Here is a 20666-nt window from a genome sequence, read left to right as displayed (position 1 = left end):
CGAGCCCGCGTCTCCCGCCTTTGCACAAAGCTTAGTCAACGGTTCCTCGAGAATCCATGGTCCGGGCGCGCACAGGCTGAAAACAAAAAAGGGCCCCATCAGGGGCCCTTTTGAAAGAATGTTTGCGATGCTCAGTGAGCGTTGGCCCAGACCTTCTTCTTCGTGAAGTACATCAGGCCGGCAAAGATGAGCAGGAACACCATCACCTGCAGGCCGATCCGCTTGCGGGCCTCGAGATGCGGTTCTGCCGTCCACATCAGGAAGGTCGCGACGTCCTTGGCGTAGTTCTCGACCTTCTGCGGGGTGCCGTCATCATACGTCACCTGATCGTCGGAGATCGGCTTCGGCATCTTGATGGCGTGGCCGGGGAAGTACTTATTGTAATACGCACCCTGCGGCAACGCGAAATCCTTCGGCGCCGGATCGACATAGCCCTGCAGCAGCGCGTCGATATAGTTCGGGCCCTTCTCCTGGAACTGGGTGAAGAAGTCGAACACGAATTGCGGGAAGCCGCGGTCATAGTTGCGCGCCTTGGCCATCAACGAGAGGTCCGGCGGATAGGCACCGCCATTGGCCGCACGCGCCGCGTTCTCGTTCGGGAACGGCTTCGGGAACGGATCTGCGAGCCGGCCGGGACGCTCGAACATGTCGCCGGCGTCGTTCGGACCATCCTGCACCTTGACCTCGGATGCGACTGCCTGCGCCTGTGCTGCCGTGAAACCGGGGCCGCCCTCATCCGCAAGGTTGCGGAAGTGCATCAGGTTCATCGAGTGGCAGGTGGAGCAGACTTCCTTGTAGACCTTGTAGCCACGCTGCAAGGCGCCACGATCGAACTTGCCAAACGGGCCGGCAAACGACCAGTTCAGCGACGGCGGCGTTGGGCCGCCATGTTCATCGGCCGCCTTGGCGCTGTCCATGCCGCCAGCGATCAGGCCACCGGCGAGAACCAGCGCGACAATCGCGGACGCAGCCTTCCTGCCGTATTTCGCCAGCACATCGTCGGCGATCGAGTTCGGTATCGCACGCGGCGTCTCGATACGGCTGAGGATCGGCAGAACGATCAGGAAGTAGGCGAAGTAGCAGAACGTCAGCACGCGGCCGGCGATGATGTAGATGCCTTCCGCAGGCTTGCCGCCGAGCCAGCCGAGCAGGACAGCCACCACGACGAACATCCAGAAGAACTGCTTGGCCAGCGGCCGATACTTCGACGACTTGGTCTTGGCGGTATCGAGCCAGGGCAGGAAGGCCAGCACGATAATCGCCGAGAACATCGCGATGACGCCGCCGAGCTTGCTCGGGATCGAGCGCAGGATGGCATAGAACGGCAGATAGTACCATTCCGGCACGATGTGCGCGGGCGTCACGCCCGGATTGGCCATGATGTAATTATCGGGATCGCCGAGATAGTTCGGGATGTAGAACACGAACCAGGCATAGAAGATCATGAAGCAGACCATGCCGAAACCATCCTTGATGGTCGCGTAGGGCGTGAACGGCACGGTATCCTTCTCGGTCTTCGGCTCGACGCCGGCCGGGTTGTTCTGACCGGCGACATGAAGCGCCCAGACGTGCAGCACGACGACACCCGCGATCACGAAGGGCAGCAGGTAGTGCAGCGAGAAGAAGCGGTTCAGCGTCGGATTACCGACCGAATAGCCGCCCCACAGCAGCGTCACGATGCTCTCGCCCACATAGGGAATCGCCGAGAACAGGTTGGTGATGACGGTGGCGCCCCAGAAGCTCATCTGGCCCCACGGCAGCACGTAGCCCATGAAGCCGGTCGCCATCATCAGGAGATAGATGATCACGCCAAGGATCCAGAGGATTTCGCGCGGTGCCTTGTAAGAACCGTAATACAGGCCGCGCAGCATGTGGATGTAGACGGCGATGAAGAACATCGATGCGCCGTTGGAGTGCAGGTAGCGCAACAGCCAGCCGTAATTCACATCGCGGACGATGCTCTCGACCGAGTTGAAGGCCATGTCCACATGCGGCGTATAGTGCATCGCCAGGATCACGCCGGTGACGATCTGCACGCCGAGCATGAAGGACAGGATGCCGCCGAACGTCCACCAGTAATTCAGGTTACGCGGTGTCGGATAGGCAATGAACGAGGAATGGACGAGGCCGATAATTGGCAGACGCTTTTCAATCCACTGCAAAGCGGGATTGGTCGGCTGGTAAGTGGATGGTCCGCTCATGATGCGATCCTGAGAAAAGAAGAAACGTTATCGGCGCGAGTTCGGAGAGATCCCAAAGGGCTCACAAACTCAGCCAATCTTGATCTTGCTGTCAGAGACGAAGGCGTAAGGCGGGATCGGCAGGTTGAGCGGCGCGGGCCCCTGGCGGATGCGGCCGGAGGAATCGTATTGCGATCCATGGCACGGACAGAAGAAGCCGTCGTAATTGCCCTCATGGGCGATCGGGATACAGCCCAGATGGGTGCAGATGCCGATGACCACGAGCCATTGGTCGTGGCCTTCCTTGACGCGGGCCTGGTCGGTCTGCGGATCGGGCAGGCTCGCCACCGGCACGGCGCGTGCCTCGTCGATCTGCTTCTTGGTGCGGTTCATGATGTAAATCGGCTTGCCGCGCCAGAACACCTTGATGTCCTGCCCCTCGGCGATGGGGGCCAGATCGACCTCGATCGGCGCACCCGCCGCGATGGTCGAAGCATCTGGATTCATTTGAGAAATCAGCGGCCACACGGCGGCTGCGGCGCCCACAGCAGCCACTGCCCCTGTGGCCACGAACAAGAAATCACGGCGCGTGTGTTCCGCCGAAGACGTTGTCGTCACGATCCCAACCCTTTCTTATCTGCAGCCGGCTTTGACACCCCCGGTCACGCCTTTGCGTTGACCTGGAGCAAAAACCGACGCCCGCGATTCTCCCCACGGCGGCAGAGGACCACTTATCCTTGCCTAACAGGCAGAACACGCAGTCCAGAATCGTTCTATTGGCACCCTTGGTGCGGCAGTGCAAGCCTACGATCGGTGAAGCAAGATGCGATGCACCACAGAATCAGCGCCTTTCCGCGCGGCGGATAATTCGGCGCGTCGTGACGATCAGAAATGGCTGTCCGGCTGGCGGCGGGACAGACGATCGCGATTCGCCGTCGATCGCGCCACGCCGATTTTCCTGACACCTCGCGCGCGACGATTCGTGACGGCCGGGCAAACAGCAGCAATTCATGACTGCGAATAATTCTGCGTCGTTTCGGCAACAAATCGCGCTCAAGTCGCGCGTTTGAAGACGTTCTAAGCTCCTAATTCTATTCTCATTCTTCGACTGCGCTAAATCGATGGCCTCCAAATCTTACCGGTAATGGGCTGGTCTAACTGAGGCATCGCAGCGTCATGACAACACCACATCTCATCGAATCGGATCGACAATCCGGCTTCAGGCAGATCAAGACCCAGGACGCGCAGACCCTGACCCAGGCCCTGCGCTACACCGCGGGTGCCAATGGCAATGGCGGTTCCGACACCCGCCTGGGTCTGCCCGGCCGCATCCTGATTTCTGCGATGGGGCTCGTGGTGGCGGCACTCTCGGTGACCGGTGTCGTGATCTGGTGGCGCAAGCGCCGCGCCCGCGTGAAGGTGCGCGAGACGACCGAAGCACGTTCGAACACACGACTGGCGCCGGCGGAGTAGATCCACCGGCCTTGTCCGGCTGCAGGTCAGGCGCTATCGCCTGAATCGGGCCACGTCGATCGCGATGCGGCCGGAGAAAGTCCGCCGTGCGTATCGCCCTCTACCAGCCCGACATCCCGCAGAACACCGGCACCATCCTGCGGCTTTGCGCCTGCCTCGACGTTGAGGCGCATATCATCGAGCCTGCGGGTTTCCCGAATTCGGATCGGCACTTCCGCCGCGCGGGCATGGACTATCTCGATCAGGTGTCGATCATCCGGCACGATTCATGGCGGCATTTCGAAGAGTGGCGCCGTGAGGCCGGTCATCGGTTGGCGCTGTTCACCACCAGGGGCGCGGTACCGTATCTCGAACACCGCTATGACCCCAATGACATCCTGATGTTCGGGCGTGAATCCGCCGGCGTGCCCGACGACGTCGCAGCAGCGGCCGATACGCATTTGGTGATTCCGATGCGCCAGGATCTGCGCTCGATCAATCTGGCGATGACCGTGGCCATGGCGCTCGGAGAGGCGCTGCGGCAGGTGCGCGGGTGACTACCGCCCGCTCGGCACGCGTGTGGCGATGTAGTCCTTGCCCTTTGCCGTGAATGTCTCGCGGATGATGAATCCATCCGCTGGCGACATCGGACCGATCGGCACCGGCCCGGTCGGCATGATCAGCGTGGCATTGCCGCCGACGAAGATCAGCAGGTGGCGGCGTTCGGCCAGCAGCTTCTCCGACCAGGCGATCACGCCGGAATAGATCGGCTCTTTCTGCCAGGCGAAAGGCGAGCCTGGATCGACCTGGCCATAGATGAAGCCGGTGGTCGGATAGACCGAAAACACGATTTTGGAGTTTTCCGGCTTCCAGGACTCCGGCATCTCGTCGTCCTGGATCCAGACGCAATCGAACGCGCGGCACTGCTGCGGCCGGGTGTCGTAAATCTTGCAACCCTGCGCGATCGCGCAGTGCTTGCACCACTTGCCGGCCGGCTTGGCGAGGTCGTCGATGCGATAGACCTTGCAGCACATGGTGCAGGTCCCGCACGTACGCGTGTTGGCGGCAGTACTGCCGGATGTGACGAGCGAGGGCTGCATGGTATCCAGGTGCGACAATCTGACGTGATGTTGCCGACCTTTGGCTGCAGCAGCCCGACATCGCAATTGACATGTCGGTGATCGGCCGGGACATCCACGGCCCAGCCGTGCTAAGAGCCGCCGCTTACCCCATATGGAACCAAGACGTGGCCCGAGCCGGATCGGGCATGCCGGTTTAGAGAGCTGAAACAGTGAGTTACGCGGTCAAAGAGATTTTCCTGACGTTGCAGGGCGAAGGCGCCCATGCCGGCCGCGCGTCCGTATTCTGCAGGTTTTCCGGCTGCAATCTCTGGACCGGCCGGGAGCAGGACCGCGCGGAGGCCACCTGCCAGTTTTGCGACACCGATTTCGTCGGCATGGACGGCACGCTGGGCGGCCGCTACCCCACCGCCGACAAGCTCGCCGACACCATCGCCGCGCAATGGGTGGGACCGTCCGATAACCGCTATGTGGTGCTGACCGGTGGGGAGCCTTTGCTGCAGGTGGATGCCGAACTGATCGATGCGCTGCATGATCGTGGCTTCGAGATCGGCGTCGAGACCAACGGCACCGTGGCGCCGCCCGTAGGCATCGACTGGATCTGCGTCAGTCCGAAGGCCGGCGCAGAACTGGTGGTGCGCAGCGGGCACGAATTGAAGCTGGTCTATCCGCAGGCGGCAGCAATGCCGGAAAAGTTCGAAAACCTCACCTTCGAGCGGTTCTCATTGCAGCCGATGGACGGGCCGGACGCCGTCAGCAATACCGCCCACGCAGTGGACTACTGCCTGCGCCACCCGCAATGGCGGCTGAGCGTGCAGACACACAAGACACTCGGGATCCGCTAAGGACCCGAACTTCTAAGGACGACGACTTCCTATGTGGGAACTGACCAAATCGTTTCGCTTCGAGGCGGCGCATGCGCTGTCTCACACCACGCTCGGTGAAGTGAGCCAGGAAATTCATGGCCACTCCTTCCGTGCCGAAGTGACCATTCGCGGCGTGCCCGATCCCGTGACCGGCATGGTGATGGATCTCGGCCTGCTCGACCTCCAACTCGACGAGTTGCGCAAGACGCTCGACCACAAGTTTCTCAACAAGATCGAAGCGATCGGCATTCCGACGCTGGAAAATCTCTCGCGCTTCATCTGGGACCGCGTCGCCGACAAGGGCCCGGTGGTCCGGGTCGGCGTGTTTCGCGACAGTTGCAACGAGAGTTGCGTGTATTTCGGGCCGAAGGGCTGAGTTACCAACGCTGGCTCTTTCGCGCGGGTAATGATTGGATGCGTGGTCATCATGAAAGTTGCATGACGTGCGCATCCTGCTGATCAATCCCAACACCACCGAGAGTGTCACCACGCTGGTCAAACGGCATGTCGAAGTCATCGCCGGTGATGCCGCGACCTTTGTGCCGGTGACCGGCCGGTTCGGCGCCCGCTATATTTCGACGCGCGCCTCTGCAGCCATCGCAGGCCATGCGGCGCTCGACGCCTATGCTTCTCATGGCGCCGGCTGCGATGCGGTCTATCTCGCCTGCTTCGGCGATCCTGGCTTGCTGGCGCTGCGCGAAATTGCGGACGTTCCCGTGGTCGGCATGGCCGAAGCGTCCTGCATCGAGGCCTCCAGACGCGGGCGTTTCGCCATCGTTACCGGCGGCGCGCTCTGGGAACCGATGCTCCGGGAATTCGTCGGGAGCATTGGCTTGGCCGGCAAGCTTGCCAAAGTCCGCACCATCGCACCGACCGGCGGCGAGATCGCGCGAAATCCCGATGCAGCCCTGGCCGCACTTGCCCAAGCTTGCACCGATTGCGCCACGCAGGATGGTGCCGAGGTCGTGATCCTCGGCGGCGCGGCACTGGCCGGCCTTGCGTCTCGTATCCAGGCCGACGTGCCGGTACCCGTCTTGTGTTCCGTCGAAACCGGCACGCGTGCCGTGATCGCCGCAGCAGCGAAAGGTCTCGACAGCAGCCCGCCGCCTGCGCTGGAGAGTGTCGGTCTCGGCGCGGAACTCACAAAACTGCTTCAACAAAAATAGCTCGTGGAAACATCCCCGTGTTCGGCCTGTCATGACGCAGAGCTAGACTCAGCGCGCGTCAAACATTTTTCGGGAGCCGACCATGGAATTGAAATCAGGCGATGTCGTTATGCTGAAGTCGGGCGGTTGCCCGCTGACCGTGGCCGATGTTGACGGCGACAACATCGAATGCATCTGGCTGGGCGAGGAAGGCGATTTGTTCCGCGAGACCCTTCCGCGTGCCGTGCTCGAACTCGCCCTCGTCATCCCGCATGACGACGAAGACGAGAGCGAAGACGACGAAGCTGAAGAACACGACGACGAAGAAGAAGAGCACAAGAGCAAGGTGGCCTGATCAGGCCATCCGCCGCCGGGCGCAAATGTCCGGCGGCGGCTTGTTGCTCATCTTTGCAGACCGAGTTTGAACGCATCCGCCTCGATATTGCCTGCAGCACCGTCGATCGCGAAGACCGCAGCGGTTGTTTGTCCATGTTCGGGACAATGATAGACGGCAATGCCGCTGCCCGGACCTCCGCCAGTATGCCCGACCACGCGCAAACTGTTGACTGCGGTTCCGGTCATGACGCCCAGGCCGTAAGCTGCATGGTGCCACGGACGCCCGGCGCCGGGATCGCCAACTGCGATCCCGTGACACATCTCGTCGCGCAGGCCAGCAGGCAGCAAGTCCGTCGTCATCAACCGGTGCAATAGTGTTGCGGCATCCCGCAATCTCCCGATCGCCAACCCATGATAGACCCAGCGCGGATCGTAGGACTGCGCATTACCCATCCGCACATCGGCGAGATCGACACGATGACTGGCGATGCGCGGCCCGACTACGCCGAGCGGTTCGAACAACCGGTGCCGCATCAGCGGGTCGAGTGTCAGTCCGCTCACGCATTCGAGATGTCGCCGGACGAGCAGATAGCCGACATTCGAATAGGCGAAATGGCCCGGTTCAATTCCGGCATGCAGTACGGAAACTGAGTGCAGCAGCCGGTCGACCGGCCACGCATCCTCGTTGGCGGCAACCGCCGCATGATAGGCGGGAAATGAACCATAATCCGCCAAACCTGCGCGGTGCTGCAGCAAATGGCGGAGCGTGAAGGTCTGGCCTGGCAGCCTATCATCCAGAGCGAACTGACCATCACGCACCATTGTCAGTGCCGTGGCGGCAATCAGCGTCTTGGTGAAACTCCACCACGGCACAACGACGTCGGCATCATCGCTGATATCGGCAGAACCGGGGCGAATGACATGCTTCATGGTGCCGTCGGGACTTAGAGCTGATGGTCGTGCTTGAACCGCGCGATGGTCTGATCGGCGATCACCGTCATCACATCGACCTCCATCGGAAAATCCAGCGCGAGCCAGGCATCTTCCGCCAGCGCCAGCACATGGCCGAGCGCCGGCCCCTTGGCGATGCCGCGCGCCATGAAGTCGGCGGCCTTGAGCGGAAAGACCGGCGGGGTCCACCGCTCCGGCAGGGTCACGAGCGCCTTCCAGGCCTCGCTGTCGGCATCGCGGCCAGCGCGGGCCCAGGCCAGCATCATCCGGTTGCGATAACGGGTTTCGCCGAGCCGATAGAGTCGCCGCCGGGCGTGGGATTCGTCCATACCCTTCAGCCGCCACCAGCGATGGCCCATCGAATCCAGAGCCTTGGTTTCGTCATTGGATAGACGCAGCTTTTGCGCAAGCCGACGCGCGTCTTCGGTGACGGCCACGCCAAGCGCGCCAAGCCTCAGAATCGCATCCGGTTTTAGCCCCAACGCCTGCTCGATGGCGATCATTGCGGCGAACGGTCCCTTGTAAGTGACACCGCCCACGATCCGCAGCATCAGGCCGGCATCGACCATCGCATCCACCGCCGCGAAGGCGCCATCGGCTACTAGCAGCTTCGTCATTTCCATCCGCACGCGCTCGGCCGACAGTCCGGCAATGCCATCGCGGCCGCGAATGCTGGCGAGATAGCCTTCGCGATCCGGCGCCCCGGCGCCATAGGCGGCATGAATGCGGAAGAAGCGGAGAATGCGCAGATAGTCTTCGGCAATGCGCCGGTCGGGATCCCCGATAAAGCGGACACGCCGTGCATCGAGATCGACGAGACCGCCGACATGGTCATGCACCATACCGTCAATCGATGCCGACAAGCCGTTCATGGTGAAGTCGCGGCGCTCCGCATCGCGCTTCCAGTCGCGCCCGAACGCCACCTTGGCCTTGCGGCCGAAGGTCTCGACGTCTTCGCGCAAGGTCGTCACCTCGAACGGCGCGCCATCGACCACCAGTGTCACCGTGCCGTGCTCGATGCCGGTCGGCACGCTCTTGATGCCAGCCGCCTTGGCACGGCGGATCACTTCGTCGGGCAAGGCCGTCGTGGCTATATCGATTTCGCCCACAGGCAATTTCATCAGAGCGTTGCGCACGGCGCCGCCGACCACGCGGGCTTCCTCGCCATTGCCATTAAGCAGCGCCAGCACCTGCCCGGACGGTCCTGACGTGAGCCACGGCGCGTCGTGCAGTTTACGCATGCTCATTTTTCAACCCCGGGGACGAGCTTGCCGTTCTCGATATGCGCGGGGACATAGGTCGATCCCGGCGACGCGCCGGAAAATTGCGCCAGCAGCACGAGGCTCACGATCACCAGCACGGAGGCGGCGATGGCGAGCTTGATCATCACCGGCATCGGCCATGATGATTTCAACGCCACGCCGTTCTTGGTGGCGAACAGAAACAACGCGTAGAGCCCGAACGGAATCAGAAAGATGCCGACTTCGGTCAGAACCGGACGGATCATGTCAGCACGATCCGTTCATATAGCACGCGCAGAATGCCTGCAGTGGCACCCCAGATATAACGTTCGGCGAACGGCATCGCGTAATAAGACCGTTCCATGCCCCGGAATTCCTTGCTGTGCAGCTGATGATTGGCGGGGTCCATCAGGAACGCCAGCGGCACCTCGAAGGCGCTTTCGACTTCGTTCTCGTTGATCGTCAGATCGAAGCCCGGCTTCACCCGCGCCAGCGTCGGCAGGATGCGAAAGCCGAAGCCGGTCGCATAGAGATCGAGATAGCCGATCGGCTCGACGAAGGAGCGATCGAGACCGACTTCCTCCTCGGCCTCGCGCAGCGCGGCGTCCAGCGGCGAGGCATCGCTCGGATCGATCTTGCCACCGGGAAACGAGATCTGTCCGGCATGATCGTTGAGATGCGCGGAGCGCTGCGTGAGCAGCACGGTCGGCTGTTCGTGTTCGACGATGCCGATCAGGACCGCGGCCGGGCGGATCGGCCGCTCCTGCGCCACGATCTGGATCATGCGGTCGTTGCCGGCATCGCCGGTGACGGGAATGATGCTGGCGTCGGTGAGCCCCTCGGGCACATCGAAATTCAGGCGTGCCTTCGCCCGCTTGAAAAACTCAACTGAACCGATATCCGCGGCATCCGCGTCGGTCTTCAGCATCGGCTCATTGGCCCGGCTCACTTCAATCGGCTCACTTATGTAGCTTCCCTGACCTGCTCCGCATCGGCCATGGCGAAAAACGCGCCCGCGGAGGCGATGCCGAACATCGCGGTACCATCGACCATTCGCTCCTCCCCCATGTCAACCAGATCGTAATAGATCGCCCGCGTCACCTTGGCCCACAAGTCGCCACGCACATGCAGATACGGCGTCAGCCCGCCGTCCCCGGCCATCTTGAATCGCAACTGGTGCTCGCTGTCACACGTCACCCAATCGTCGACATTGGTGCGAAACTTCAACACCCTGCTGCCAGCGTTCTGCTCCTTGAGCATCTCGACAGCGAGAAAAGGAACATCATCGACGGTGATGCCGACCTTCTCTACCGGGGTCACGAGAAAGTGCTTGCCGTCCTCACGCTTCAGGATCGTTGAGAACAGCCGCACCAAAGCGGGCCGGCCGATCGGCGTGCCCAAATAGAACCACGTACCATCGCTGGCGATTCGCATGTCGAGATCGCCGCAGAATGGCGGATTCCACAGATGCACGGGCGGCAGGCCCTTGTCCGCTTTACCGCCGCCTGCAGCATCGCGCGCCGCAGTGGTCAGGCCATCCAGCCCCTGATTTGCGATCTGCCCTTGCTTCGCCATTGTTTGCCCTGACTTTACCACTGCCATTTGGCACGATTGGTGCACGTATTGAAACGTGTGATGTGACAATCCAACTCGCCATAACGTGATGCAGTTCATACCCGCATCCCGATATTGTGGGGATAGTTTAATTCAACAAATACATGGCCTTCGCTTAAGTTTAGCATCAGGTCCATGAAATACTAAGATGGCATGGCGACAATGCAGCGGCGTTCTTTCGGGCGCCGTTCACCCGAAGGAGCAATGGATGGCTGGCGCTGACAGTGTCGAGAAAATCGAAGACGTGATTGTCCGCTCCGCGGAACAGGTGGCCGGCCAGATGCGCGCTGCCAAGGAAGCGATCTCCACTGTCATCTTCGGCCAGGAACGCGTCGTCGAAAACACACTGGTGACGATCCTCTCCGGCGGCCATGCGCTGCTGATCGGCGTCCCCGGTCTCGCCAAGACCAAGCTGGTGGAAACGCTGGGCGTCACGCTCGGCCTCGATGCCAAGCGCATCCAGTTCACCCCCGACCTGATGCCATCAGACATTCTGGGCGCCGAAGTGCTGGACGAGAGCGTCGCCGGCAAGCGCTCGTTCCGCTTCATCTCCGGGCCGGTGTTCGCGCAGCTCCTGATGGCCGACGAAATCAACCGCGCCAGCCCGCGCACGCAATCCGCGCTGCTGCAGGCGATGCAGGAACAGCACATCACCGTGGCCGGTGCGCGGCACGACCTGCCGAAGCCGTTCCATGTGCTGGCCACGCAGAACCCGCTGGAACAGGAAGGCACCTATCCGCTGCCCGAAGCGCAGCTCGATCGCTTCCTGATGGAAATCGACGTCGATTATCCGGATCGCGATGCCGAGCGCCGCATCCTGTTTGAAACCACCGGTGCCGAGGAAACCATCGCCAAGGCCGCAGTGACTGCCGACACGCTGATCACAGCACAACGGCTGGTGCGCCGCCTGCCGGTCGGCGACAGCGTCGTCGAAGCGATCCTGACACTGGTGCGCTCCGCGCGTCCGGGACCGGACGCCGGCGACGCCAGCAAGCTCATCGCATGGGGTCCCGGCCCGCGCGCCTCGCAATCGCTGATGCTGGCAGTGCGTGCGCGCGCGTTGCTCGATGGCCGCCTCGCGCCCTCGATCGACGACGTACTCGACCTCGCCGAACCGATCCTGAAGCATCGTATGGCGCTGACCTTCACGGCGCGTGCCGAAGGCCGCACGGTCGCCGATGTGATCCGTCAGCTCAAATCGCGGATCGGTTGATGGCCGTAGTGCCGGATCACGCCACGCAGGAGATCATCGCAGTCCGCCGCGCCGATGGCGAAAGCCGTACGCTTGCTGCATCGCTGCCGCGTCTGGTGCTGGAGGCCCGGCGCATTGCTGCGACCGTCATCCATGGCCTGCATGGCCGGCGCCGCGCCGGCCATGGCGAAAGCTTCTGGCAGTATCGTCGTTTCGTCTCCGGCGAGCCGTCGCAGAATGTGGACTGGCGCCGTTCGGCGCGCGACGACCATTTGTATGTCCGCGAGCAGGAATGGGAAGCCGCACACACTGTCTGGCTGTGGCCGGACCGTTCGCTGTCGATGGCCTTTGCCTCCAAGGGCGCGCGCGACAGCAAGCTCGAACGCGCGCTGATCGTCACCTTCGCGCTAGCCGAATTGCTGGTCGCCGGCGGCGAGCGTGTCGGCGTGCCCGGCCTGATGAATCCGACCTCCAGCCGCAGCGTCATCGACAAGATGGCGCAGGCGATGCTGCACGACACCACCAACCGCGCCAGCCTGCCGCCATCCTTCGTGCCGTCGGCGCTGGCCGAGATCGTGGTGCTCGGCGACTTCTGGTCGCCAATGCAGGAGATCAAGGAGATGCTCGCTGGTCTGTCATCGTCCGGCGCGCATGGCGCGCTGGTGCAGATCGTCGATCCCGCGGAAGAAAGCTTTCCTTATTCCGGCCGCGTCGAATTCGTCGAGCCGGAAAGCGGCAATGTCATCACCGCCGGCCGTGCACAGACCTGGACCGAGGATTATGTGGCACGAGTCGCCGCGCATCGCGAGGAAATCCGCGCCGAGACGGGCAAGCTCGGCTGGCTGTTCTCGACACACACCACCAGCCGCTCGGCGGCTGAGCTGCTGCTGTTCCTGCATGGCGGCATGATGGTCAACAAATCTGCTGGCGGCGGCGTCATGGTCAAGGCAGGACGTTCAACATGATCGGTGGCTTCCCGCTCGCCTTCGCCCAACCGCTGCTGCTGCTCGGCCTGATCAGTCTTCCCGTGCTGTGGTGGCTGCTGCGCGTGATGCCGCCGCGTCCGCAGCGCATCGCATTTCCGCCGACACGTTTGTTGTTCGACATCACGCCCAAGGAAGAGACCCCGTCGCGCTCGCCATGGTGGCTGACGCTGCTGCGCCTGCTGGCTGCGGCGCTCATCATCTTCGCCGCCGCCGGCCCAATCTGGAATCCGCAAACCGGCACCGCCGGCAGTAACGCACCGCTGACCATCCTGCTCGATGACGGCTGGAGTGCTGCGGCGAGCTGGGATGCACGCGTCAAGGCCGCAGACGAGCTGATCGCCAATGCCGACAGCAATCGCCGCGGCGTGGCCCTTGTTCCGCTGTCGGAGCCGAACCGCGACATCACAATGCTGCCCGGCGGCACTGCGCGCGTCGCACTGCGCCAGCTCTCGCCGAAACCTTACGCGATCGACCGCGTCGATACGCTGCCGGCGCTGGAGCGCTTCCTGAAAGCCACCGGCGACAGCGAAATCGTCTGGCTCTCGGACGGCGTCGACACCGGCCGCGGTGCGGAATTCGCGCAGGGCCTTGGAAAGACCATCGGCGACCGCACGCTGACCATCTATGACGGCGGCGCCACGCCGGCCCATGCGCTGGTGGCAGCAGAAAATGCTGCGGCCAAGATGACCGTGAAGGTACTGCGCGCCAATAGCGGCGGCCCCGATGGGGGCGTGGTGCGCGGCCTCGACCAGAAGGGATCGCCGGTCGGCGAGGCCAAGTTCCTGTTCACGCCGAATCATCGCGAGACCGAGGCCTCTTTCGATCTGCCGGTCGAACTGCGCAACGACATCGCAAGACTCGAAATCACCGGGGAGCGCTCGGCCGGAGCCGTGCAACTGCTCGACAAGCGCTGGCGCCGCCGCGCCATCGGCATCGTCTCAGGCGCCACCAGCGACACCGCGCAGCCACTGCTGGCCTCGACCTTCTATCTGACCCGCGCACTCGCGCCATTCGCCGATATACGGCTCGGCGATCGCGGCGCGCCGCAGCAGGCAATCACGCAATTCCTCGACCAGAAACTACCGATGATCGTGCTGGCCGATGTCGGCACGCTGTCGCCGGAAATCCGCGAGCGTCTGAATGCCTGGATCGATGCGGGCGGTGTACTCGTACGCTTCGCCGGCCCGCGCCTCGCGCAGGGCGATGACGATCTCGTCCCGGTGAAACTGCGCCGCGGCGACCGTAGCCTCGGCGGCAGCCTGACTTGGGAGAAGCCGCAACATCTGGCGTCCTTCGCCGCCGATGGCCCATTCGCCGGCCTCCCTGTGCCGAAAGACGTTACCGTGAACCGTCAGGTGCTGGCCGAGCCGAATGCAGCACTGGCCTCGAAGAGCTGGGCCTCGCTGGTCGACGGCACACCGCTGGTCACAGGCGAGCGCCGTGGCAAAGGTCTTGTGACGCTATTCCATGTCAGCGCCGATATGCGCTGGTCGGACCTGCCGTTGTCTGGCACCTTCGTCGAGATGCTGCGCAGGGTCGTCGATATCTCCGGCTACACGTCCACGCCCGGCGCAGGTGTTGCCGGCGAGACCGGCGCAGAGACGGTTGCGCCGCTGCGTACGCTGGACGGCTTCGGTACCTTCACCCCGCCACCATCGACGGCCAAGCCGCTCGCCGCTGACTATCGTGACCGTGCCACGCTCGACCACCCGCCGGGCTTCTATGGTCCTGCCGATGGTCCGCTGGCGGTGAATGCGCTGGCATCAGCCGATCGCATCGGCCCGATCGATTTCTCAGGCCTGAAGGCCAACCGCGCCAGCTATACCAATGCCGAACCGCGCGACCTCCGTGGCATCCTGCTCTCCACTGCTCTGGCCCTGTTTCTGGTGGACGCGATCATCGTCGCACTGCTCGGCGGCGCCATCGCGTCGATGTTCCGGCGCCGCGCCGTCTCGACCGTCCTTGCCGTGGCGCTCGCGCTCGGCACCGTGATGGGTGCACCGGCGCCATCGCGTGCCGATCGGGCCAGCGACGATTTCGCTGTCAAAGCAGTGTCGCAGACTCGGCTCGCTTACGTCGTCACCGGGAATGCCGATGTCGACTCGATCGTGAAATCGGGCATGACCGGGCTGACGCTGTTCCTCGCACAGCGCACAGCGCTGGAAGCCGGCGAGCCGGTCGGCGTCGACCCATCGCGCGACGAATTGTCGTTCTTCCCGCTGATCTACTGGCCGATCATTCCCGGCGCCGCCAAGCCGCCGCAGGATGCCATCAACCGCATTGACGCTTACATGAAACAAGGCGGCACGGTGCTGTTCGACACCCGCGATGCCATCGAAGCGCCGCCCGGACCGAATGGCGAATCGCAGACGCCGGGCATGCTGACGCTGCGCAACATCCTCTCCTCGCTCGATGTGCCCGAGCTCGAGCCGGTGCCGCGCGAACACGTGCTGACCAAGACCTTCTATCTGCTGCGCGACTTCCCCGGCCGTTTCAATTCCGGCCCGACCTGGGTCGAGACGCTGCCGCGCGACGACGGCGACGACGCTGCCTCGCGTCCGGCCCGCGGCGGTGACGGTGTGTCGCCTATCATCATCACCTCGAACGATCTCGCCGGTGCCTGGGCGATGCGCCCCGACGGCCAGCCGATGCTGCCGCTGACACCCGGCGAACCGCGCCAGCGCGAATTCGCATTCCGCGCCGGCGTCAACATCGTGATGTATACGCTGACCGGCAACTACAAGGCCGACCAGGTGCACGCGCCGGCGCTCATCGAACGTCTCGGACAATAGGAGCGCGACATGCAATACGGCATCGCGTTTACGCCTCTCGTCCCGACCATCGTGCTGTGGATCGGCCTCGCCGCCATCGTGGCGATCGCTGCGCTGCTGTTGTTTGGCCGCGCGCGCGGCGCTGCCGTGCGTGTGGCCGCATTGGCGCTGATCCTGCTGGCGCTCGCCAATCCATCCTTCACTCGCGAGGAGCGAGAGCCGCTGTCCTCGGTGGCCGCTGTCGTCATCGACAAGAGCCCGAGCCAGAGTTTCGGCGAGCGCACGAAAGAGACCGAGGAAGCACAGAAGCAGCTCATCGACCGGCTGAAGCAGGTCAAAGGCCTCGAGGTCCGTGTCGTCGAAGCCGGACAGGCGGATGGTGAGACCGACGGCACCAAATTATTCGGCGCGCTGTCCTCCGCGCTCTCCGATGTCCCGACCGATCGCGTCGCCGGCGCGTTCCTGATCACCGATGGCCGTGTCCACGACATTCCGGCCAACCTCGCCGGCCTCGGCTTCAATGCACCGATGCATGCGCTGATCACCGGCCGCAAAGACGAGCGTGATCGCCGCATTGCCATCACCGCCGCCCCGCGCTTCGGCATTGTCGGCCAGTCACAACGCGTCACGTTTCGCCTGGACGATCAGGGCGCCACCGGCGAGCGCGCCCGCGTCGCCATCCGCCGCGACGGCGATACGCTGAGCGAACGCACGGTGCTGTCGGGCCAGACCGTCAGTATCGATATCGACATCAAACATGCCGGCCCGAACATCGTCGAGATCGAGGCCTCGCCGCTCGACAACGAACTCACGCTGGTCAACAACCGCGCGGTGATCGCCATCGACGGCGTTCGCGACAAGCTCCGCGTGCTCCTGGTCTCCGGCGAGCCGCATTCCGGCGAACGCACATGGCGCAACCTGCTGAAGTCCGACGCCTCGATCGACCTTGTCCACTTCACGATCCTGCGTCCGCCGGAGAAGCAGGACGGCACGCCGATCAACGAGCTGTCGCTGATTGCGTTTCCGACCCGCGAACTGTTTCAGCAGAAGATTCACGAATTCCAGCTGATCATCTTCGATCGCTATGCCCGCCAGGGCGTGCTGCCGATCGCCTATTTCGACAATATCGCACGCTATGTCCGCGCCGGCGGCGCGGTGCTGGTCTCAGCCGGTCCCGATTACGCATCGAACACCTCGATCTGGCGCACGCCGCTGGATTCGGTGCTGCCCGCCGAACCCGTCGGGGTCAGCGAGAAGCCGTTCTATGCGCATCTCAGCGATATCGGTAAGCGCCACCCGGTGACACGCGGTCTTGAAGGCTCCAATTCCGAGCCGCCGAAATGGAGCCGCTTCTTCCGCACTGTCGAGACCCGCAACACCACCACGCCGCCCGTCATGACCGGCGCCGATGGCCAGCCGCTGCTGCTGCTCTCGCGCTCCGGCGAAGGCCGCGTCGCCCTGCTGCTGTCGGATCATATCTGGCTGTGGGCGCGAGGCTATGAAGGCGGCGGCCCGCATCTCGATCTGCTTCGCCGCATGTCGCATTGGCTGATGAAGCAGCCGGACCTCGACGAGGAAGCGCTGAAGCTGCAGAGCCAGGGCAAGGATCTCGTCGTGCAGCGCCAGACCATGGGCGATACGGTGCAGCCGGTGACCGTCACCTCTCCATCCGGCAAGACCCGCGAACTGACGCTATCGGCCGGCGAGCCCGGCCTGTGGCGCGCGACCACGCCGGCCGATGAGCTCGGCCTGTGGCAGGCCACCGACGGCACGTTGAAGGCGCTGATCAATGTCGGCCCGATCAACCCGAAGGAATTTTCGGAAGTCACCTCGACCACCGAGATGCTGAAGCCGCTGGCACAGGCCAGCGGCGGCGATGCCCGCCGCATCAATGAAGGCTCGGGCGTCGAGTTGCCGCGTATCGTTCCGGTGCGCTCGTCGACGGTGTTCCGCGGCGACGGCTGGATGGGCGTGCACATGCGCGATGCCAATGTGGTCCGCGGCGTCGGCGTTCTGCCGATGTTTGCCGGCCTGATCGGGCTGTTGCTGCTGCTCGGCGCATTCGCTGCGACGTGGCTCCGGGAGAGCCGGTAATACGAAGCAATAGCGGCGCGGGTCATTGCGCCGCGAGGTTCATCTCCCGCATGAGACGCCCCCATTTGGCGCTTTCCGAGCGGATATAGGCGGCGAAGGCTTCCGGCGTCATTGGTGCCGGCTGCGCACCGATCGTCCGCAGCTTCTCGATCACGTCCGGATCTCCCAGAGCCTTGACGAATGCGGCGTTCAAGCGCGTCACGATGTCGCCAGGTGTCGCAGCGGGAGCGACGAGGCCGAACCAGCCCGTCGATTCAAACCCGGCAATACCTTGCTCATCGAGTGTGGGTACTTCGGGAAGGAACGGCACGCGCTTGGCGCTGGTGACGCCGAGTGGTTTCAGTCGGCCGGCACGGATCAATTCCAACGAACTGGGGATGTCCAGCACCGCGAGCGGAATATGCCCGGCAAGGACATCGGTCACCGCAGGCCCTGTGCCCCGATAGGGAACCAGAGTCAGTTTGACATTCGTTGTTTGGAGAAACAGCGCAGCCGTCATGTGCATCACGGTGCCGTTGCCGCCATATCCCACCGATAGTTGCCCGGGCTTTGCAGCAGCAGCCGCAAGCGCCTCTTTCAGCGTGGCAAATGCGGCGTCAGGCGCTGCGACCAGCACAAACGGGATATCGGTAAGCAGCGTAATCGGTGCCAGATCCTTGATCGGATCGAAAGACGTCGACGGGCTAATGTGAGGGTTGATGGTCAATGCGCCTGCCGGCGCCACGCCGAGCGTGTAGCCGTCGGGCTTGGCCTGCGCCACGGCCTGCATGCCGATATTGCCGCCCGCGCCGCCACGATTTTCGACAATGAAGCCCTGCTTCAGATCTGCGGCGATGATCGGTTCAAGCGCGCGAATAAAGATGTCGGCGCTGCCGCCTGGCGGAAAGGTGACGACAATCTTGATGAGTTGGTCAGGATACGCGGCCCACACAGGCGTCCTCGTACCGACCACGATCGAACTGGCCGCGCCCGCAAGCAACATCCTGCGGGTAGGAGCGAATACGGTCATGCGATTGCTCCCGAAACAGTATGCGAAGCCGAGCTTTCGTGTGGGGCTGCACTCCGATGAGCAGACACGGCTCTGCCAGTAATGAGTTCGATCAATGCTGCGGGATCCGACGGAGGGAGACGGCCACGCCAGGCGATATGCTGATCTGGCCGCACCAGCAGCAGTGTTTCATCGGGTTGCCCTGCATCGGCCTCCGCGATTGACAGATCGATCAGCGTCAGAGGAACTCCGTTGCGACGCGCGGCTTCGCTGAGCGCAGTCACGTCGCAGGTCGGATCGTAGCGCAACAGTGTATAGCCGGGCCCCATCGCGTCAAAGATCGAGCGGCCATCGCTTAGCCAGACATGCGGCATCCGCGCGCCCGGCGCCGTCGAAGGTTCAAAGTCCCCCATCGTATAGGCCGGCGGTCCCTCGCCATCATAGGCGATAACCGGCGACTGATCGTAAAAATAGCCGAAGTTGAGTCCCGCGCAACAATACTGCTTCACGTTCAGATCGTAGGCGGCACGGCCGACCGCGGCACGCGCCGCTGCACCCGCTTCGCTGTCTTCCTCGATCACCGCAGGTACTGCGCCGCGCTGGCTGATGCTGGCCAGCGCATGCTCCATAGCAAACCGCGACACCTGATCGGTGATCGGCTGACGTTCGGCCGCATAGGCATCGAGCAGACCAACATCAGCCCAGCCGTTGAGATGCGCTGCGAGCATCCAACTGAGCGAAACTGCATCGGCGATACCGGCATTCATTCCGTAGCCGGCATAAGGCATCCAGAGATGCGCGGCATCCCCGCAGATGAAGGCGCGACGGTCGCGGAAGCGATCGGCGACGAGACGACGCCCGACCCAGTCTTCTTTGCTGACGATCTTGTAATTGAAATCAGGCCCGACGCCCAGAATTGTACGGATAGACCAGTCGCGATCGACCGAATCGAATTCCGGCTCGTCCGGTTTGAGGTGATTGTGGATCAGCCACCGGTCATGCCCGTCGATGGCAACGACAGTGCCGGTACGTCGCGGATTGAGCGCCAGCACCATCCAGGCCGGTGTGTGCGGCTGCATCAGGATCTTCAGATTCGGCGCATCGATAAGGGTCGACTGAACGCGCTGGATCGCAGGCGTGCCGACGAAAGACGCGCCGATCAGCTTGCGCGTCAGCGAGCGACCGCCATCGCATCCAATGAGGAATTTGGCACGAATGGTGAAGGATCGGTCCTCGTCGAGCGCGCGAGCGTTGACCGAGACACCCGATATATCCTGATCGAAATGCACCATCTCGGTGCGGGACAGAATGGTAATCCTGGGATTGGCGGCAGCGTTCGCAAACAAGACAGGTTCCAGATAGATCTGATTGATGCGGTGCGGCGGCTCGGGTGTCGGCCACCACGTGTCGGGTCCATCCGTTGCGGTGTAGCGCGTCGCGCGCGACGGAATGACGATCCGGCTGAGTTCGATGCCCGTTGCGGTCGTGCGATACGAACAATCGTTGGGAAAGTCGGGCGGCAGACCGGCGTCGCGGATCTGGGCCACGATGCCGAGCCGACGAAAAACCTCCATCGACCGCGCCGAAACATGATTGCATTTGACATTGGGCGGCTCGCCGGCGTGCCGGGTCTCGAGCACGATCACGTCTATCCCTCTGGATGCGAGATCGAGGGCAGCGGTGAGACCCACAGGTCCTGCGCCGACAATAACGACGGATGTCTCATAGTCTTGCATGGCTCGCTCCCTCGACCGCGTCTGCGCGCGTTACG

The 20666-nt window shown here is 63.1% G+C and carries 19 protein-coding genes and 1 pseudogene; 10 read left to right on the top strand and 10 right to left on the bottom strand.

The window, feature by feature from the left end; genetic code table 11:
- Positions 1 to 131 precede the first annotated feature (131 nt).
- Positions 132 to 2201, bottom strand: a complete 2070-nt coding sequence (locus AC1RLZ_RS05190; RefSeq protein ID WP_493187744.1) for a cytochrome c1 — start codon at positions 2199 to 2201, stop codon at positions 132 to 134.
- A gap of 69 nt (positions 2202 to 2270) precedes the next feature.
- Positions 2271 to 2798, bottom strand: a complete 528-nt coding sequence (petA, locus tag AC1RLZ_RS05185; protein ID WP_116661343.1) for a ubiquinol-cytochrome c reductase iron-sulfur subunit — start codon at positions 2796 to 2798, stop codon at positions 2271 to 2273.
- Positions 2799 to 3491: 693 nt separating this feature from the next.
- Between petA and AC1RLZ_RS05180 the strand changes: the two are divergent.
- A pseudogene (locus AC1RLZ_RS05180) lies at positions 3492 to 3653 on the top strand (PepSY domain-containing protein); the annotation flags it as partial.
- A gap of 86 nt (positions 3654 to 3739) precedes the next feature.
- Positions 3740 to 4189 (top strand): tRNA (cytidine(34)-2'-O)-methyltransferase, encoded by a 450-nt coding sequence (locus tag AC1RLZ_RS05175; RefSeq protein WP_493187743.1) that lies wholly within the window; start codon positions 3740 to 3742, stop codon positions 4187 to 4189.
- Here AC1RLZ_RS05175 and AC1RLZ_RS05170 read toward each other — a convergent pair whose 3' ends face one another.
- A complete protein-coding gene (locus AC1RLZ_RS05170; RefSeq protein WP_493187742.1) occupies positions 4190 to 4732 on the bottom strand; it encodes a hypothetical protein in 543 nt (180 codons plus the stop codon). It abuts the gene before it with no gap.
- Positions 4733 to 4923: 191 nt separating this feature from the next.
- On the opposite strand from AC1RLZ_RS05170, the gene queE reads away from it, so the two are divergent.
- The 4 genes from queE to AC1RLZ_RS05150 all read left to right on the top strand — a co-directional run bounded on the left by queE (position 4924) and on the right by AC1RLZ_RS05150 (position 7077).
- Complete coding sequence (gene queE, locus AC1RLZ_RS05165) at positions 4924 to 5556, top strand: 7-carboxy-7-deazaguanine synthase (RefSeq protein WP_493187741.1); 633 nt, start codon at positions 4924 to 4926, stop codon at positions 5554 to 5556.
- A 31-nt stretch (positions 5557 to 5587) separates the two neighbouring features.
- Complete coding sequence (locus tag AC1RLZ_RS05160) at positions 5588 to 5953, top strand: 6-pyruvoyl trahydropterin synthase family protein (RefSeq protein WP_493187740.1); 366 nt, start codon at positions 5588 to 5590, stop codon at positions 5951 to 5953.
- A 67-nt stretch (positions 5954 to 6020) separates the two neighbouring features.
- Positions 6021 to 6743 carry an aspartate/glutamate racemase family protein gene (locus AC1RLZ_RS05155; protein WP_493187739.1) on the top strand — a complete coding sequence of 241 codons (723 nt, stop codon included), beginning with the start codon at positions 6021 to 6023 and terminating at the stop codon, positions 6741 to 6743.
- 82 nt (positions 6744 to 6825) lie between these two features.
- Complete coding sequence (locus AC1RLZ_RS05150) at positions 6826 to 7077, top strand: YodC family protein (RefSeq protein ID WP_371421760.1); 252 nt, start codon at positions 6826 to 6828, stop codon at positions 7075 to 7077.
- A gap of 47 nt (positions 7078 to 7124) precedes the next feature.
- Here AC1RLZ_RS05150 and AC1RLZ_RS05145 read toward each other — a convergent pair whose 3' ends face one another.
- The 5 genes from AC1RLZ_RS05145 to AC1RLZ_RS05125 are packed head-to-tail and all read right to left on the bottom strand — an operon-like array spanning position 7125 to position 10825.
- Positions 7125 to 7988: a serine hydrolase domain-containing protein gene (locus AC1RLZ_RS05145; protein ID WP_493187738.1), complete on the bottom strand. Its 864-nt coding sequence runs from the start codon at positions 7986 to 7988 to the stop codon at positions 7125 to 7127.
- Positions 7989 to 8002: 14 nt separating this feature from the next.
- Positions 8003 to 9256 carry a CCA tRNA nucleotidyltransferase gene (locus tag AC1RLZ_RS05140; protein WP_493187737.1) on the bottom strand — a complete coding sequence of 418 codons (1254 nt, stop codon included), beginning with the start codon at positions 9254 to 9256 and terminating at the stop codon, positions 8003 to 8005.
- Positions 9253 to 9516: a DUF6111 family protein gene (locus AC1RLZ_RS05135; protein WP_493187736.1), complete on the bottom strand. Its 264-nt coding sequence runs from the start codon at positions 9514 to 9516 to the stop codon at positions 9253 to 9255. Before AC1RLZ_RS05135 ends, AC1RLZ_RS05140 begins: the two co-directional genes overlap by 4 nt.
- Complete coding sequence (locus AC1RLZ_RS05130) at positions 9513 to 10178, bottom strand: CoA pyrophosphatase (protein ID WP_493187998.1); 666 nt, start codon at positions 10176 to 10178, stop codon at positions 9513 to 9515. The genes AC1RLZ_RS05135 and AC1RLZ_RS05130 overlap by 4 nt, the downstream gene beginning before the upstream one ends.
- A gap of 35 nt (positions 10179 to 10213) precedes the next feature.
- Entirely contained in the window at positions 10214 to 10825 is a 612-nt protein-coding gene (locus tag AC1RLZ_RS05125) for a DUF1285 domain-containing protein (protein ID WP_493187997.1), read from the bottom strand.
- Positions 10826 to 11072: 247 nt separating this feature from the next.
- Here AC1RLZ_RS05125 and AC1RLZ_RS05120 point away from each other — a divergent pair, with 247 nt between their 5' ends.
- From AC1RLZ_RS05120 to AC1RLZ_RS05105, 4 genes are read left to right on the top strand one after another with little or no spacing between them, the layout of a single operon-like run.
- Positions 11073 to 12077 (top strand): AAA family ATPase, encoded by a 1005-nt coding sequence (locus AC1RLZ_RS05120; RefSeq protein WP_493187735.1) that lies wholly within the window; start codon positions 11073 to 11075, stop codon positions 12075 to 12077.
- Positions 12077 to 13021, top strand: a complete 945-nt coding sequence (locus AC1RLZ_RS05115) for a DUF58 domain-containing protein (RefSeq protein ID WP_493187734.1) — start codon at positions 12077 to 12079, stop codon at positions 13019 to 13021. The genes AC1RLZ_RS05120 and AC1RLZ_RS05115 overlap by 1 nt, the downstream gene beginning before the upstream one ends.
- Positions 13021 to 15834: a DUF4159 domain-containing protein gene (locus AC1RLZ_RS05110; RefSeq protein WP_493187996.1), complete on the top strand. Its 2814-nt coding sequence runs from the start codon at positions 13021 to 13023 to the stop codon at positions 15832 to 15834. The genes AC1RLZ_RS05115 and AC1RLZ_RS05110 overlap by 1 nt, the downstream gene beginning before the upstream one ends.
- 9 nt (positions 15835 to 15843) lie before the next feature.
- Entirely contained in the window at positions 15844 to 17907 is a 2064-nt protein-coding gene (locus tag AC1RLZ_RS05105) for a hypothetical protein (RefSeq protein ID WP_493187733.1), read from the top strand.
- Between the two features lie 22 nt (positions 17908 to 17929).
- Here the strand turns inward: AC1RLZ_RS05105 and AC1RLZ_RS05100 are convergent, their stop codons facing one another.
- Together AC1RLZ_RS05100 and AC1RLZ_RS05095 are read right to left on the bottom strand one after the other, a co-directional pair.
- Entirely contained in the window at positions 17930 to 18916 is a 987-nt protein-coding gene (locus AC1RLZ_RS05100; protein ID WP_493187732.1) for a Bug family tripartite tricarboxylate transporter substrate binding protein, read from the bottom strand.
- Positions 18913 to 20631 (bottom strand): FAD-dependent oxidoreductase, encoded by a 1719-nt coding sequence (locus AC1RLZ_RS05095; protein ID WP_493187731.1) that lies wholly within the window; start codon positions 20629 to 20631, stop codon positions 18913 to 18915. The genes AC1RLZ_RS05100 and AC1RLZ_RS05095 overlap by 4 nt, the downstream gene beginning before the upstream one ends.
- Positions 20632 to 20666 lie beyond the last annotated feature (35 nt).

This window comes from Tardiphaga sp. GW822-FHT04G09 (assembly GCF_058800725.1).
Note: the sequence above shows the minus strand (reverse complement) of the source record. Positions and strands in the feature narration are given on the sequence as shown.